Annotated in this window: 16 protein-coding genes and 1 riboswitch; of the genes, 3 read left to right on the top strand and 13 right to left on the bottom strand. The window is 60.7% G+C overall.

The window, feature by feature from the left end:
* Window positions 1-16 precede the first annotated feature (16 nt).
* The 6 genes from ACYF6X_RS14890 to ACYF6X_RS14865 form a co-directional block, all read right to left on the bottom strand.
* The gene (locus ACYF6X_RS14890) at window positions 17-844 is read right to left on the bottom strand and encodes an amino acid ABC transporter ATP-binding protein (protein WP_015376924.1); all 828 of its coding nucleotides are present in this window, start codon (window positions 842-844) and stop codon (window positions 17-19) included.
* Between the two features lie 9 nt (window positions 845-853).
* A complete protein-coding gene (locus ACYF6X_RS14885; protein WP_063991074.1) occupies window positions 854-1,741 on the bottom strand; it encodes an amino acid ABC transporter permease in 888 nt (295 codons plus the stop codon).
* Between the two features lie 30 nt (window positions 1,742-1,771).
* Window positions 1,772-2,299 (bottom strand): GNAT family N-acetyltransferase, encoded by a 528-nt coding sequence (locus ACYF6X_RS14880; protein WP_107227266.1) that lies wholly within the window; start codon window positions 2,297-2,299, stop codon window positions 1,772-1,774.
* A 9-nt stretch (window positions 2,300-2,308) separates the two neighbouring features.
* A complete protein-coding gene (locus tag ACYF6X_RS14875; RefSeq protein WP_130017562.1) occupies window positions 2,309-3,229 on the bottom strand; it encodes an ABC transporter substrate-binding protein in 921 nt (306 codons plus the stop codon).
* Between the two features lie 26 nt (window positions 3,230-3,255).
* The gene (locus ACYF6X_RS14870) at window positions 3,256-4,581 is read right to left on the bottom strand and encodes an LLM class flavin-dependent oxidoreductase (protein ID WP_063991077.1); all 1,326 of its coding nucleotides are present in this window, start codon (window positions 4,579-4,581) and stop codon (window positions 3,256-3,258) included.
* A gap of 188 nt (window positions 4,582-4,769) precedes the next feature.
* Window positions 4,770-5,933, bottom strand: a complete 1,164-nt coding sequence (locus ACYF6X_RS14865) for a M20 peptidase aminoacylase family protein (RefSeq protein ID WP_130017563.1) — start codon at window positions 5,931-5,933, stop codon at window positions 4,770-4,772.
* A 346-nt stretch (window positions 5,934-6,279) separates the two neighbouring features.
* Here ACYF6X_RS14865 and cspE point away from each other — a divergent pair, with 346 nt between their 5' ends.
* Window positions 6,280-6,489 (top strand): transcription antiterminator/RNA stability regulator CspE, encoded by a 210-nt coding sequence (cspE, locus tag ACYF6X_RS14860; protein WP_004940030.1) that lies wholly within the window; start codon window positions 6,280-6,282, stop codon window positions 6,487-6,489.
* Between the two features lie 57 nt (window positions 6,490-6,546).
* Here cspE and ACYF6X_RS14855 read toward each other — a convergent pair whose 3' ends face one another.
* The 3 genes from ACYF6X_RS14855 to crcB form a co-directional block, all read right to left on the bottom strand.
* Window positions 6,547-7,737: a multidrug effflux MFS transporter gene (locus ACYF6X_RS14855; protein ID WP_130017564.1), complete on the bottom strand. Its 1,191-nt coding sequence runs from the start codon at window positions 7,735-7,737 to the stop codon at window positions 6,547-6,549.
* Window positions 7,738-7,743: 6 nt separating this feature from the next.
* Entirely contained in the window at window positions 7,744-8,340 is a 597-nt protein-coding gene (locus ACYF6X_RS14850; RefSeq protein WP_107227267.1) for a TetR/AcrR family transcriptional regulator, read from the bottom strand.
* A 288-nt stretch (window positions 8,341-8,628) separates the two neighbouring features.
* Window positions 8,629-9,012 (bottom strand): fluoride efflux transporter CrcB, encoded by a 384-nt coding sequence (gene crcB / locus ACYF6X_RS14845; protein WP_004940022.1) that lies wholly within the window; start codon window positions 9,010-9,012, stop codon window positions 8,629-8,631.
* 79 nt (window positions 9,013-9,091) lie between these two features.
* A riboswitch (Fluoride riboswitch) is annotated at window positions 9,092-9,154 on the bottom strand.
* An 81-nt stretch (window positions 9,155-9,235) separates the two neighbouring features.
* On the opposite strand from crcB, the gene ACYF6X_RS14840 reads away from it, so the two are divergent.
* A complete protein-coding gene (locus ACYF6X_RS14840) occupies window positions 9,236-9,664 on the top strand; it encodes a GNAT family N-acetyltransferase (RefSeq protein ID WP_063991081.1) in 429 nt (142 codons plus the stop codon).
* Between the two features lies 1 nt (window position 9,665).
* Here ACYF6X_RS14840 and ACYF6X_RS14835 read toward each other — a convergent pair whose 3' ends face one another.
* Window positions 9,666-10,733, bottom strand: coding sequence for a diguanylate cyclase (locus tag ACYF6X_RS14835; RefSeq protein WP_130017565.1), 1,068 nt, complete (start codon window positions 10,731-10,733; stop codon window positions 9,666-9,668).
* Between the two features lie 218 nt (window positions 10,734-10,951).
* Here ACYF6X_RS14835 and tatA point away from each other — a divergent pair, with 218 nt between their 5' ends.
* Window positions 10,952-11,167, top strand: coding sequence for a Sec-independent protein translocase subunit TatA (gene tatA / locus ACYF6X_RS14830; protein ID WP_130017566.1), 216 nt, complete (start codon window positions 10,952-10,954; stop codon window positions 11,165-11,167).
* Window positions 11,168-11,260: 93 nt separating this feature from the next.
* On the opposite strand, the gene lipA is transcribed toward tatA, so the two are convergent.
* The 3 genes from lipA to ybeD form a co-directional block, all read right to left on the bottom strand.
* Window positions 11,261-12,226: a lipoyl synthase gene (gene lipA, locus ACYF6X_RS14825; RefSeq protein WP_063991083.1), complete on the bottom strand. Its 966-nt coding sequence runs from the start codon at window positions 12,224-12,226 to the stop codon at window positions 11,261-11,263.
* Entirely contained in the window at window positions 12,219-12,887 is a 669-nt protein-coding gene (gene lipB / locus ACYF6X_RS14820; RefSeq protein ID WP_063991084.1) for a lipoyl(octanoyl) transferase LipB, read from the bottom strand. Before lipB ends, lipA begins: the two co-directional genes overlap by 8 nt.
* A 134-nt stretch (window positions 12,888-13,021) precedes the next feature.
* Entirely contained in the window at window positions 13,022-13,288 is a 267-nt protein-coding gene (gene ybeD / locus ACYF6X_RS14815) for a DUF493 family protein YbeD (RefSeq protein ID WP_004940012.1), read from the bottom strand.
* Window positions 13,289-13,292: the final 4 nt, after the last annotated feature.

Raw genomic sequence — 13,292 nt, 5'->3', positions numbered from 1 at the left:
CGCGGCGCCCCGACGATCACAGCACTTTGTTGAGGAAGTTGACGGTGCGCGGATGTTGCGGCTGAGCCAGCACTTGCCTGGCATCGCCCTGCTCGACAATCTGCCCGTCGACCATAAACACCACCCGATCCGCCGCTTCGCGCGCAAAGCCGATTTCATGGGTAACCACCACCAGCGTGACGCCCAGATCCGCCAACCCCTTTATCACGTCCAGCACTTCGCCGACCAGCTCAGGATCGAGCGCGGAGGTCGGTTCATCGAACAGGATCACCTTCGGGTTCAGTGCCAGCGCACGCGCGATGGCGATGCGCTGCTGTTGGCCGCCGGAGAGGTGGCGCGGGTAGGCATCCGCCTTGTGGCGCAGCCCGACGGTATCCAGCAGTTCATAGGCCACCGCTTTCGCCCGTTCGCGGGAGTGGATCTTGTGCACCACCGGCGCTTCGATGATGTTTTCCAGCACCGTCAGGTGCGGGAACAGGTTGAAGTTCTGGAACACATAGCCGACGTTGATGCGTTGCCGAAGGATGGCCTTTTCCTTCAGCTCATACAGCCGGTTGCCCTTGCGGCGATAGCCGACGTAGTCGCCGTCGATGCGGATAAACCCCTCATCGACGCGCTCCAGGTGGTTGATCGCCCGCAGCAGCGTCGACTTGCCGGAACCGGAAGGGCCGAGGATCACGGTCACGGTACCCGGCTGCAGCGTCAGGCTAACGTCGTCCAACGCTTTGTGTTTGCCGAAGAACTTGCTGACGTTGCTGATTTCGATCAGGCCGCGTGCCGGCACCGGGGTGAGATTGCGCGCCGGCTGCTCGGGCAAGGCATAATAATCAATGGCTTCAGACATGTGGGTCTCCTAACGTTTTAGCCAGCCGGCCAGTTTCTGCCAGGGCGTCGGCGGCAGTTCGCGCACTGCGCCTCGGGCGAAATAGCGCTCGATGTAGTATTGGATCACCGACAGTGCGGTGGTGATGAACAGATACCAGACGGTGGCGACCATCAGCAGCGGTATCACCTGCTGGGTGCGGTTATAGATCACCTGAATGGTGTAAAACAGCTCCGGCAGCGCCAGCACGTAAACGATTGAGGTGCCTTTCGCCAGGCTGATGATCTCGTTGAAGCCGGTCGGAATAATGGAGCGCAGCGCCTGCGGCAGAATGATGCGGAAGGTGCGGCGATAGCCCGGCAGGCCCAGCGCCGCCGCCGCTTCGTGCTGACCGTAATCCACACCCAGGATGCCGCCGCGGATGATCTCGGCGGTGTAGGCGGACTGCACCAGCGTCAGGCCCAGCACCGCCACGGCGAACTGGCCGAGAATGTCGATGGTCGGGTAGCTGGCGAACACCACGGAAGTGAAGGGAATGCCCAGCGAGATGGCCTCGTACAGGTAGGAAAAGTTGTACAGAATGATCAGCACCAGAATCAGCGGCAGTGAGCGAAACAGCCAGATATAACCCCAGGCCAGCGACGCCAACAGGTAAGAGCGCGACAGCCGCGCCAGCGCCAGCAGGGTGCCGAACAGGATGCTGAACAACGTGCCGAGCAGCGTCAGCAGCAGGGTTTGCCCCAGCCCCGCCAGCACCGCCGGCGCGAAGAACCATTCGGCGAACACGCCCCATTCCCAGCGCGCGTTGCCCGCCACCGATTGCACGATGGCGGCCAGAATAAACAGCGAAAACAGCGCGCCGATCAGCCGCAGCGGATAGCGGGCGGGCACCACTTTCAAGACGTCTTGTTTGGACATTTTATGTCTCCTGATACAGATAAAGGGGCCTTAGGCGATTTTCCTTTCCGACGCGCAACAACACGCGTCCTCTGCAATCAGGCTTTTGCGGAACGGCAGGCGGCCATCGTAGGGCGGGCGGCTGTAAACCTCGCTGTCGACGGTGGGATCGAACTGCGGCTGATACCCGTTGCGCAGATACAGGCCCACCGCTTCGGGCTGGCGAAAACCGGTGGTCAGATAGAGCCGGCGATATCCCTGCGCCAGCGCCAGCGTTTCGAGCTGCTGTAACACCCGCTGCGCCAGGCCCTGGCGCCGCAGATCGCCCCGCGTCCAGATGCGCTTCAGCTCGGCGGTTTGTGCGTCATAGCGTTTGAAGGCGCCCATGGCGATCGGCGTGCCGGCGCGCAACAGCACGATGAAGGCCCCTTGCGGCGGCGCGTACAGATCCAGCGCTTCCGGTTCCTGGTCACCAAAATAGTCGCCGTAACGCTGGCGATATTCGCCGAACAGCCCCTCGATCACCGGGGCGATCAGCGGATCGGTCGGCAGCGTTTGAATGAAGGTGTCTTGCGTCATCGCGCGCTCCTAATCGCCCAGGCCGGGCGGGTTGATTTCCGACTGCGCAAGGCGTTCGACGCTCTCGCCCCAGCGGTTGAGCACCCGATCGTACTGCCCGCCGCGGATCGCGCCGTTCAGCGCTTCGTTCACCGCCTGCACCAGCCCGTTGCCTTTACGGGTGGTGACGGCGATGTGCGCCGCCTTGGGCCAACCGCCTTCCACCGTGCCCGCCAGCCGGGTGCGGCCGTTCAGCGCCGCCTTATAGGCGCCAAGCACGTTCGGCCCGAAGTAGGCGTCGGCCCGACCAGACTGGATCGCCAGCGTGGCGGCCGCATCGTCGGTCACGTAGATCGGCTGGAAGGGTTTGAGCCCCTGCTGCTGATTCTGCTTGTCCCACGCCAGCAAGATGGCTTCCTGATTGGTGCCGGAGCCGACGATAATTTTTAATCCGGCGATATCGGCAGGCTGTTTGATCGTCGCGATCTTGCCGCCGGTTTTGACGTAAAAGCCGAGCGAGTCGATGCGGTAGGTGGCGAAGTCGAAGCGGGTTTTGCGCTCTTTGGTCACGGTGACGTTGGTGATGGCCGCATCATACTTGCCGGAAACCACCCCGAGCGGCCAGTCTTCCCACGAGGTTTGCACCACGTTAAGCGTTAGGCCCAGGCTGTCGGCCACCAGCTGCGCGATATCCACTTCGCTGCCGATCAGCCGCCGGTTGTCGGCAGCGAACAGCGCCAGCGGCGGCGTGTTGAGCGCGGCGATCGCGACGGTGAATTGGCCCGGCTTCACGAAGTGGAAATCGGCCGGCATTTTGGCGATCGCCTGAGGATTTTTCGGCGCGTGGATCGGGATTTCATTGGCCTGTAAATCGATGCCGGTGCCCGCCTGCGCGGCGCCGGTCAGGCTCAGCAAGGCCGCCACGAGGGCGGCGGTAACGGTTTTCTGCATAGCGGGTATCCCTGAAAGCGATCTTATTATTGGGTGAATCTGTTCAACGGGCGCTTCAGGCCCAGGTGTTCGCGCAGCGTGTCGCCGTGGTACGCCTGGCGGAACAGGCCACGTTGTTGCAGGACGGGCACCACCCGATCGACGAAGTGGCCGAAGGCGTTGGGCGTACCGCCGCTGATGATGAAACCGTCGGCGGCTTTGCCGTCGAACCAGCGTTGCAGACCGTCCGCCACCGCTTCCGGCGTGCCGCTGAACACCGGGCGCGGCGAGGCGGCCTCCAGCGCTACCTGGCGCAGCGTGAGATTACGCTCGCGGGCGCTGCGCTTGATGGCGTCGGTGGTGCTGCGGAAGCTGTTTTGCCCCAGATCGCCGATGTCCGGGAAGGGCGCGTCCAGCGGATGACGGGCGAAGTCGTAATGCTCGAAGTAGCGGCCGAGGTAGTTGAGGGCATTCTCGATGCTGACCAAGCGGGCGGTCTCCTGGTACTGGCGCTCGACGTCCGCGTCGTCGTCGCCGACGATCACGCTGACGCCCTGGAAAATGCGCAGGTCGTCCGGTTCGCGCCCCTGTTCCACCAGCTGCCGCTTCACGTCCTGATAGAAATCCTGTGCCTGCTCAAGCGTGTCGTGATGGGTGAAGATCGCATCGGCGTGTTGGGCCGCCAGATGCTTGCCGTCTTCTGAGGCGCCGGCCTGGAACAGGATCGGGCGCCCCTGCGGCGTGCGGCCGATGTTCAGCGGCCCCTGCACCGAGAAAAACTCCCCCTGGTGATTGAGAGTGTGCAGTTTGCCGGTGCGGAAGAATTCGCCGCTGGCCTTATTACGCACGAAAGCGTCGTCTTCCCAGGAATCCCACAGCCCTTTGGCGACGTCGAGAAATTCGCCGGCGATACGGTAACGCAGGCTGTGTTCCGGGTGTTCTGTGCGCGAGAAGTTTTTGGCCGAGCCTTCCAGCGGCGACGTCACCACGTTCCAGCCGGCGCGGCCGTTGCTCAGGTGATCGAGGCTGGCGAACTGGCGGGCGACGGTGAACGGATCGCTATAGGAGGTGGAGAGGGTGCCCACCAGGCCGATTTTATCGGTGGCGGCGGACAGCGCTGCCAGCAGGGTGAGCGGTTCGAAACGATTAAGAAAATGCGGAATGGATTTTTCGTTGATATATAACCCATCTGCGACGAAGACGAAATCGAATTTCCCCTGTTCGGCTTTTTTCGCCGAGGCGATATTAAATTCGAGGTTAATGCTGGCGTCGGCGGTGGCGTCCGGATGGCGCCAGGCGGACATATTTCCCGATGCGCCATGCAGAATGGCGCCCAGGCGCAATTGCCGTTGATTATTCGCGTTGTCGCTCATCGTGATTATCCTGTCATGCGCCGCAGAGGCGCGCGGTGTCTGATGGGTTCACTATTGATGAGCGGCGGCGGGATGTAAAACAACAAAACAGCATATTCAAATGTTGAAAACTGCAAATATCATGACGGGTGAAATAATAAAGCCCGACGCGGCATGTGCGGCGTCGGGGAAATACTACTTTTCATTATTCAGGCGTTGCTGAGGGCTTTTTCCGGCGCGGTGGTTAATTGTTGCAGCGTGCGTTCCGCCAGCAGCGTGAAATATTGCGCGGCGGGGAACAGGGCGCGTTCATCGGGATTGAAACGCGGATGATGCAGACCGAACTCGCTGGCGGAGCCGATGCTGACGAATACGCCCGGCACGTGATGCAGATACAGCGCGAAATCTTCACCGCCCATCTGCAAGTCCGCCTCTTCGACCTGGTAGCCGGCCTCGGCGGCGACGGTTTTGCTGAACGCCGCCCAATGGGGGTCATTGATCACCGCCGGCGGCCCCGGCTGCCAGCGGAGTTCGGCCTGTGCGCCCAGCGCGGCGGCAATGCCGTCGATCACCTGGCGAATTTTGTCCGGCACCTGGCGGCGCACCGCATCGCTGTGGGTGCGCACCGTGCCTTCCAGCTCCACGGTTTGCGGCAGCACGTTCCAGGTATTGCCGCCTTCGATGCGCGTTACGCTCACCACCAGTGATTCCAGCGAGCTGAAGCTGCGGCTGGGCAGCGTCTGCAGCGCGCCGACGATCTGGCTGGCGGTGACGATGGTGTCGACGCCCTGTTCCGGTTTGGCGGCGTGGGCGCCCTTGCCGGTGATGAGGATCTGGAAGCGATCGACGTTGGCGTAGAACGGCCCTGCGCGGGTGGCGAAAGTGCCGGTGGGCAGCTCCGGCGCATTATGCAGGCCAAATACCGCCGCGACGTTATCCAGTGCGCCGGCGTCGATCAGGTGCCGGGCGCCGTTGAAGGTCTCTTCCGCCGGCTGGAAGAAGATGCGTACCGTGCCGGGCAGGTCGGCCTCACGCGCTTTCAGCAGGTGTGCGGCGCCGAGCATCACCGAGGTATGAAAGTCGTGGCCGCAGGCGTGCATCACGCCGTGGTTTTGCGAGCTGAAGGGCACGTCGGCTATTTCGTCGATCGGCAGGGCGTCGATGTCGCCGCGCAGCGCGATAATCGGCTCCTTGCCGCTGCCGATCTCCGCCACGACGCCGGTTTTCAGCGCCAGCGGCAGCAGACGAATGCCCGCCTCTTGCAGCCAGCGCGTCAGCCGGGCGGTGGTGGCGAATTCGTGATTGGAAAGCTCCGGGTTTTGGTGCAGCTCACGCCGATAGGCGATGATTTTGTCTGCCAACTGGCTGGTCATAGGCTTGGCTCACAGTGGGAAATAAACCCTAACCCTAGTGCAGCGGCCGCCGAAGCAAAAAGACCATCTGGTTATATTTCATAGCGATTGCGTCTGCACGGGTGCGTCAATGCTGGGGTAAGCGGGCGGGTTTGGGCGTTCGCGCGTTGTTCGCCGGCGCATGGAGAGGATTGACCTGGAACGGTAACTTATCGCAACCGGTGCAATGCATTTACACCGGACAACACGGATTTTTTCACTCTTTATCGGATTTCTGTGATCGCGGTGGTGGACAAAATCCTGCCTGCTTGCTGTACTGTAATCGACACAGGTTTTGTGTCTTTCATTCACGTTAAAGGTAAGTTTGATGTCTAAGATTAAAGGTAGCGTTAAGTGGTTTAATGAATCCAAAGGCTTCGGTTTCATTACTCCGGAAGATGGTAGCAAGGACGTTTTCGTTCACTTCTCTGCCATCGTTAGCAACGGTTTCAAAACGCTTGCTGAAGGCCAGCGTGTAGAATTTGAAATCACGAACGGTGCCAAAGGCCCATCTGCCGCTAACGTTACTGCTATCTAAGCTGCGTAGCTGAATTTCTTAAAACCCGCTCATTGAGCGGGTTTTTTATTGGGTACGTTATGCCTCGCTACGGCGGCCTAACAGACTGAACAGCAGGATGGCGACGGCGTAGCAGCCGACGATGGTCAGCGCCATCGACAGGCTGGAAGTGCCGCCCAACCCGGTGAGCGGCACGGCGCAGGCACCGAGCGCGAACATGCACACGCCGATCAAGGCCGACGCGCTGCCCGCTTTGTCACCCTGGCTTTGCATGGCCAGCGAAGAGGCGGTCGGGCCGACGATGCCGATCACCGCCACCGAAAAGAACAGCGGGACCAGCAACAATACCAGTGGCGCATGCAGCGCGGCGGCCAACAGCAGCAACAGCGACGCGACGGCCGCCAGCGTTAGCCCGCCCCTCAACACCCGACGCTCCCCCCAACGTGAACTGAGGCGGCTGGCCAGCTGCGCCGCAATGATCAGCCCGACGCCGTTAATGGCGAAACACAGGCTGAACATCTGCGGGCTGAGGCCGTAGATCTGCTGCAAGACGAAAGGCGAGGCGCCGATATAGGCGAACATGCCGGCCATCACGAAGCCCTGCGTCAGGCACAGGCCCATGAAGTAGCGTTGGGTCAACAGACTGCCCAGCGACATCAACATCGCCAGGATACCGCCCTGGCTGCGGCGTTCTACCGGCAGGGATTCGCGCAGTTTCAGCGCCGACAGGCTGAACAGCAGCACGGCGATGGCCGCCAGCACGCCGAAGATACCGCGCCAGTTCATCACCTGCAGCATAACGCCGCCCAGTACCGGCGCGACGATCGGCGCCAGGCCGTTGACCAGCATCAGCAGGGCGAAGAAGCGGGTCAGCTCATGGCCGGCGTACAGATCGCGGGCAATGGCGCGGGAAATCACCGCGCCACCGGCACCGGCGATGCCCTGAAGCAGACGGGCGATCAGCAATTGGTCGATGGTGGGCGCGAAGGCACACCACAGCGAAGCGCCCAGCAGCAGGATCAGCGACAGCAACAGCGGGCGCATGCGGCCCAGTTTGTCGCTGTAAGGGCCGAAAATCAGCTGGCCGACGCCCAGACCGAGCAGCCCGGCGGTCAGGCTGAGCTGCGCGGCGGCGGTGGAGGTATTCAGCTCGCCCGCCATTTCCGGCAGGGCGGGCAGGTAGAGATCGGTGCACAGCGGCCCCAGCGCGGCCAACAGGCCAAGCACGACGGCGTACACCAGACGTTGTCTGGCTAAGTGTTTGGTCATGGGAGATTAAGATTTCCTGAACAGGTGAGAAATGGCCTGCTGATACAGATCGCGCAGCAGGGACGCATCGGCTTTTTGCGTGGTAAGGATACGGTAACCGGTGCCTTCGCTCATGACGGCGATAAATTCCACCCGCGCGGCGATCTCCTCCGCGCTGAAATGGGGATACAGCCGCTGCAGATTGTGGCACACGTGGCGAAACAGCCGCGCTTCCGCATCGCTGAGCATTTTGGCCACCACCGGGTTGCGCGTGGCTTCGGCGGTCACTTCCAGCATCAGCATGTGATCGGTTTCGCTTTCGCCCGGCTGCTGAAACAGCGTGCGCGCCGCCAGCGTGCCGGCGATCAGGTTGATGTGATCGCCAAGGTTTTCCAGTCGCTGCATCTTGCTGGCGATGATGCGGTTGACGATCTCCTCGATAATCGCGTCTTTATTGGCGAAATAGCGGTAGATTTGCCCGACGCTGAGCTGCGAGCCCTGGGCGATTTCCGCCATGCTGGCGGCGTGGAAGCCGTGGCGGCGGAAGCTGGTTTTCGCCGCTTCGACGATCTGATCGCGACGGGCCTGCACCTTGGCCTGTTTACTGTCGTTGGGGGAGAGCATCTGCCCGATCCTTTGCTACGCGTGAGCCGGGTTCACATTTTTGGGTGTGAACGTTCATTCTCAATTGTAGTGTAATCGGCCGGAAAGACGCAAGATGAACGCGTGCTGCGGGGAAAAGGCGCTTAAGCGAACAGGTAGGATTTGATAAAGGCGGCGACGATCAGCACGCACAGCGCAACGGCAATCGCTTCGGCGGCGGTTTTCGGCAGGCTAAACATAGCGGTTTCTCATCCAGTCAGGAGTACTGGATGAGATTATGCGCATGCAAGATTAAGGAAACATTAAGGCTTAGCGCCCGTTGACCCACATCACCAGCATGAAAGCCAGCAGCGTCATCGCCAGCGATCCGGCCAGGTTGAGCAGCATATTGGCCAGCGCCCAGCCGAAGCGGCCATCCTGCATCAGGTACACCACCTCCAGCGAAAAGGTGGAGAAGGTGGTCAGGCCGCCGCAGAACCCGGTGGTGATCAGTAATTTCCAGGTGGGATCCAGATGCGTCATGCGGGTGAAAATCGCCATCGCCAGGCCGATGATAAAACCGCCGATCAGATTGACCATCAGCGTACCGAGCGGAATATGGGCGTTCAGCGGATTCATTTTCATGCTTACCGCCCAGCGTAAAACGCTGCCGACGCCGCCGCCGATAAATACGGCCAGTAAAGAGCTCAACATGGGGCAACTACCTTTCAATCAGAGAAATTCACGGGACTCGGAAAGGGACAGGCGTAACGCTACGCGCCTCTCTCCGAGAGGTTACGTAGACATCATCAGCCTGTGAAGGCGGTTAGGGAGGAATGTCATCTCCAGCGTGCCGCACGGCCTTTTTGCCGTACCCGGTGGATGTTACACCTAACGCCGCCTATTTTGTAGTATCGACAACCTGCGAGGTCACCCCATGGAAATCAGAACGGCGCGCCTGAGCGATCGCCAGGCTATCGCCGAATTAATGACGGCGTTGGATTATCCCGGCACCGAAGCGTTTCTGACGCAGCGGATGCGCCAACTGCTGGCGCATCCGGACGAGGCGCTGCTGGTGGCGGTGGAAGGCGAGCAGGTGCTGGGCGTGCTGTCGCTGCATTTTCTGCCGCAGCTGGCGTTGGCCGGCGACATTGGCCGCATCAGCTATTTTTGCGTCGACGATCGGGCGCGCGGCGCGGGGGTAGGGCGGCGGTTGCTGGTGGAGGGCGAGATGCTGGCACGCCGTCGCGGCTGCGATCGCTTGGAGGTCCATTGCCACAGCCGCCGCGAGCGGGCGCATGCGTTTTACCGGCGCGAAGGCTTTGTCGAAGCGCCGAAGTATTTTGCCAAATTATTAAACCAGTAAGTTAGTCGCCCGTCGGCGCCGCCGTTTCCAGCCGATTGCGGCCATTTTGCTTGGCCCGGTAAAGCGCGCCGTCGGCCGCTTTCAGCCAGTCCAGATAACCGCCCAGCGTGGGGTGGTAGTTGGCGATGCCGGCGCTGATCTGCAGCCGCAGCTGTGGCGCCTCTTTGAAGATAACGGCGTCCAGCCGCTGTTGGATGCGCCGCAGGACGATTTCCGCCTGTTCAGCGCTGGTGTTCGGCAGCACCGCGCCAAACTCGTCGCCGCCGTAGCGCCCGACGATATCCACGTTGCGCAAGCCGATCAGCAGCTCTTCCGCCAGCGCCGCCAGGGCTTCATCCCCCAGCGCATGGCCGAAGGTGTCGTTGATGGTTTTGAAGCGATCGATATCCATCAGAATCAGCGTGGCGTTGTCCTGGTAGCGGCGGCAGCTGTCGAACTGGCGATGCAGCAGGTGTTCCCAGTGGCGGCGGTTATACAAGCCGGTCAGTCCATCGCGGGTGCTGATGCGTTGCAGCTCCTGTTTCTTTTCCGCCAGCCGTTTGGCGGTGCGGTAGGTCACCAGCCCGAGCAGCGTCGGGTAAAGGTAGATCATCGGCAGGCACAGATAGATTTGTAGCGGCGTGCTGTGCGGGTGGAACGGGAAGCCGAGCAGCGCGCCGGTCAGCGCCGCCGTGGCCAATTGAATCGCCAACCCTTTGACAAACAGTATCTTACCGGCCGAAGCGATGTTGTTCATGCTCATCATCGACAGGATGACAATCGCCGGCAGCGCGTTGAACGCCATCATCGCCGCCCAGAAGCCGCCGAAGGCGGAGTCGATCAGCAGATTGCGGATCTCGGCTTTGAACGGATCTTTGGCGCGGCAGGCCAGGCGGTAGGCGAGATGCGGCCAGAGAAAACCGTGAAAGGCCAGCAATAGCCAGACCGCCGTGGGCGGGGCCAAGGGGTAGAGCGCGGCGCAAACGCAAATAAAGCCGAGCCCCAGGCCGGCGACGCGGGGCAGATAGGTGCGTTTGGCGAAGCTGAGGCCGGATTTTCGGGCATCGAAAATGGATGGAGCAATATACATCCGGCCTCTCCCTGATAAGTATCACGGCAGCGTATCATGCGGGTGATAAACTAAGAATAGTCTGGGATTCATGCCGCGGGGCCGCGTGGCATTCCTGCGACGGATCTCACTCTGTTACATGTTGCGGTTGTGCGAGCGGGGGGAAAGTCGCTAAATATTCGCAGGCAAGGTCAGTTTTTCTCGCTGTTCACGCAGCGCTCTATGATAAGAAGGTGAGTATGGAAGGTATCAGTATTACCAAACTTCTGGTGATTGCGGTATTGGTGATTTTACTGTTCGGCACCAGCAAACTGCGCACGCTCGGCGCCGATCTTGGCGCGGCGCTGAAAGGCTTTAAAAAAGCTGTGGGCGACGACAGCACGCCGCCGGCCGCCAGCAACAACACCGCCGAGAGCCAGTCCGCTCAGCAGAGCGTCGAAAAGAAAGACGTTTAACCCCGTCTGACGGCGCGCAATAAAAAACGGATGCCTTGCGGACATCCGTTTTTTGGCGTTTCCGCCGTCTTTAGCGTAACAAACTATTACGCGTTATTTCACTTCCATCCCTTTGGCCTGTAGATCGGCGTGGTAAGACGAACGCACGAACGGGCCGCAGGCGGCGTGGGTGAAGCCCATCGCCATCGCTTCTTCTTTCATCTCGTCGAACTCGGCTGGGCTGACGTAGCGCTGCACCGGCAGGTGGTGACGGCTCGGCTGCAGGTATTGGCCCAGCGTCAGCATGGTCACGCCGTGGCGGCGCAGATCGCGCATCACTTCGACGATTTCCGCATTGGTTTCACCCAGGCCGACCATCAGTCCGGATTTGGTCGGGATATCCGGGTGCGCTTCTTTAAAGCGCTCCAGCAGCTTCAGCGACCACTCGTAGTTGGCGCCCGGGCGCACTTGGCGATATACGCGCGGCACGTTTTCCAGGTTGTGGTTGAACACGTCCGGCGGCGTGGCGGTGATGATCTCCAGCGCGCGATCCATACGGCCGCGGAAGTCCGGCACCAGCGTTTCAATTTTGATGTTCGGGCTCTTGGCGCGGATGGCCGAGATGCAGTCGGCAAAGTGCTGAGCACCGCCGTCGCGCAGATCGTCGCGGTCAACCGAGGTGATTACCACGTAACGCAACGCCATGTCGGCGATGGTTTGCGCCAGCTTTTCCGGCTCGTTGGCGTCCGGCGCGATCGGGCGGCCGTGGGCCACGTCGCAGAACGGACAGCGACGGGTGCAGATAGCACCGAGGATCATGAAGGTGGCGGTGCCGTGGTTGAAGCACTCGGACAGGTTAGGGCACGAAGCTTCCTCACAGACGGAGTGCAGGCCGTTCTTACGCATGGCGGCTTTGATGCCTTGAATGCGCGTTGAATCGGCAGGCAGTTTGATCTTCATCCACTCGGGTTTACGCAACAGCTCCTGCCGTTCGGTGACCACCGTTTTGACCGGGATCAGCGCCATTTTGTCAGCATCGCGGTATTTGACGCCGCGTTCCATCTGAATTGGTTTACTCATAATCGTGCAGGTTCCAGTTACGAAGCTCGACCGTCTGGTAGCCGAGTAAATGAACAAATTCCTGTACCAGGATTGGGTGTATGTCTTCAATGCCAACGCCGGGCGCCAGCGCGCTGACCTGCGTCATTTGCATGCCGGCGTAACCACAAGGGTTGATGCGTTGGAAGGGGCTGAGATCCATCGCCACATTCAGGGCCAGGCCGTGGAATGAGCTGCCTTTGCGGATCCGCAAACCCAACGAACAGATTTTCTGCTCCCCCACGTACACGCCCGGCGCATCCGGACGGGCGCGCGATTCGAGGCGGAAGTGGGCGAGGGTGTTGATAACCGTATCTTCTATTGCCGTGACCAATTGGCGTACGCCGACCTTGTTGCGTTTCAGATCGACCATCACGTACATCACCTGCTGGCCCGGCCCGTGGTAGGTCACCTGGCCGCCGCGATCGCTCTGGACAACCGGGATATCGCCGGGCATCAGCACGTGTTCGGCTTTGCCGGCCTGGCCCTGGGTGAACACCGGGTGATGCTGCACCAGCCACAGTTCGTCCGGCGTAGTCTCGGTACGTCTGTCGGTGAAGTTATGCATGGCTTGGGATACAGGCGCGTAGGGCTGCAACCCCAGCTGACGCAAAATGATCTTGTCTGGTTGCAAAAGAGTCATCGTCAGGTTACAGAAGTGGTAAAGCCATTATACCGGGCGCTCCGGTCTGCGGCCAGCCTTTCGCTGACCAAAAATGCGCAACCCGGGAAGACGCTGCGCCATCCCGGGTTGATAAGCAGGGTTTTATGCTGGGATTACAGCACCATGCGAACAATTTCAATATTGCCCAACTCTTCGTACAGGGTTTCGACCTGCTCGATGTGAGTGGCGTTGATGGTGATGGAGACCGAGTGGTAGTTGCCTTTGCTGCTCGGCTTAACCTGCGGGTTGTAATCGCCCGGTGCATGGCGCTGCACCACTTCAACTACCTGGTCAACCAGCTCAGGCTGCGCCAGGCCCATCACCTTGTAGGTAAACGAGCAAGGGAATTCGAGCAGTTCGTTCAGTTTAGTTTTTTGCATGTGC

This window comes from Serratia sp. ID 25-353, assembly GCF_054792795.1.
This window is presented reverse-complemented; position numbering and strand designations above follow the sequence as displayed.

Bases quoted from the DNA above. Each gene is read 5' to 3' on its own strand.
- ACYF6X_RS14875 (WP_130017562.1), bottom strand. From the start codon at position 3,229: ATGCAGAAAACCGTTACCGCCGCCCTCGTGGCGGCCTTGCTGAGCCTG.
- ACYF6X_RS14850 (WP_107227267.1), bottom strand. From the start codon at position 8,340: ATGCTCTCCCCCAACGACAGTAAACAGGCCAAGGTGCAGGCCCGTCGC.
- ACYF6X_RS14880 (WP_107227266.1), bottom strand. From the start codon at position 2,299: ATGACGCAAGACACCTTCATTCAAACGCTGCCGACCGATCCGCTGATC.
- ACYF6X_RS14840 (WP_063991081.1), top strand. From the start codon at position 9,236: ATGGAAATCAGAACGGCGCGCCTGAGCGATCGCCAGGCTATCGCCGAA.
- ACYF6X_RS14870 (WP_063991077.1), bottom strand. From the start codon at position 4,581: ATGAGCGACAACGCGAATAATCAACGGCAATTGCGCCTGGGCGCCATT.
- crcB (WP_004940022.1), bottom strand. From the start codon at position 9,012: ATGTTGAGCTCTTTACTGGCCGTATTTATCGGCGGCGGCGTCGGCAGC.
- ACYF6X_RS14855 (WP_130017564.1), bottom strand. From the start codon at position 7,737: ATGACCAAACACTTAGCCAGACAACGTCTGGTGTACGCCGTCGTGCTT.
- ybeD (WP_004940012.1), bottom strand. From the start codon at position 13,288: ATGCAAAAAACTAAACTGAACGAACTGCTCGAATTCCCTTGCTCGTTT.
- cspE (WP_004940030.1), top strand. From the start codon at position 6,280: ATGTCTAAGATTAAAGGTAGCGTTAAGTGGTTTAATGAATCCAAAGGC.
- lipA (WP_063991083.1), bottom strand. From the start codon at position 12,226: ATGAGTAAACCAATTCAGATGGAACGCGGCGTCAAATACCGCGATGCT.
- ACYF6X_RS14890 (WP_015376924.1), bottom strand. From the start codon at position 844: ATGTCTGAAGCCATTGATTATTATGCCTTGCCCGAGCAGCCGGCGCGC.
- lipB (WP_063991084.1), bottom strand. From the start codon at position 12,887: ATGACTCTTTTGCAACCAGACAAGATCATTTTGCGTCAGCTGGGGTTG.
- ACYF6X_RS14835 (WP_130017565.1), bottom strand. From the start codon at position 10,733: ATGTATATTGCTCCATCCATTTTCGATGCCCGAAAATCCGGCCTCAGC.
- tatA (WP_130017566.1), top strand. From the start codon at position 10,952: ATGGAAGGTATCAGTATTACCAAACTTCTGGTGATTGCGGTATTGGTG.
- ACYF6X_RS14865 (WP_130017563.1), bottom strand. From the start codon at position 5,933: ATGACCAGCCAGTTGGCAGACAAAATCATCGCCTATCGGCGTGAGCTG.
- ACYF6X_RS14885 (WP_063991074.1), bottom strand. From the start codon at position 1,741: ATGTCCAAACAAGACGTCTTGAAAGTGGTGCCCGCCCGCTATCCGCTG.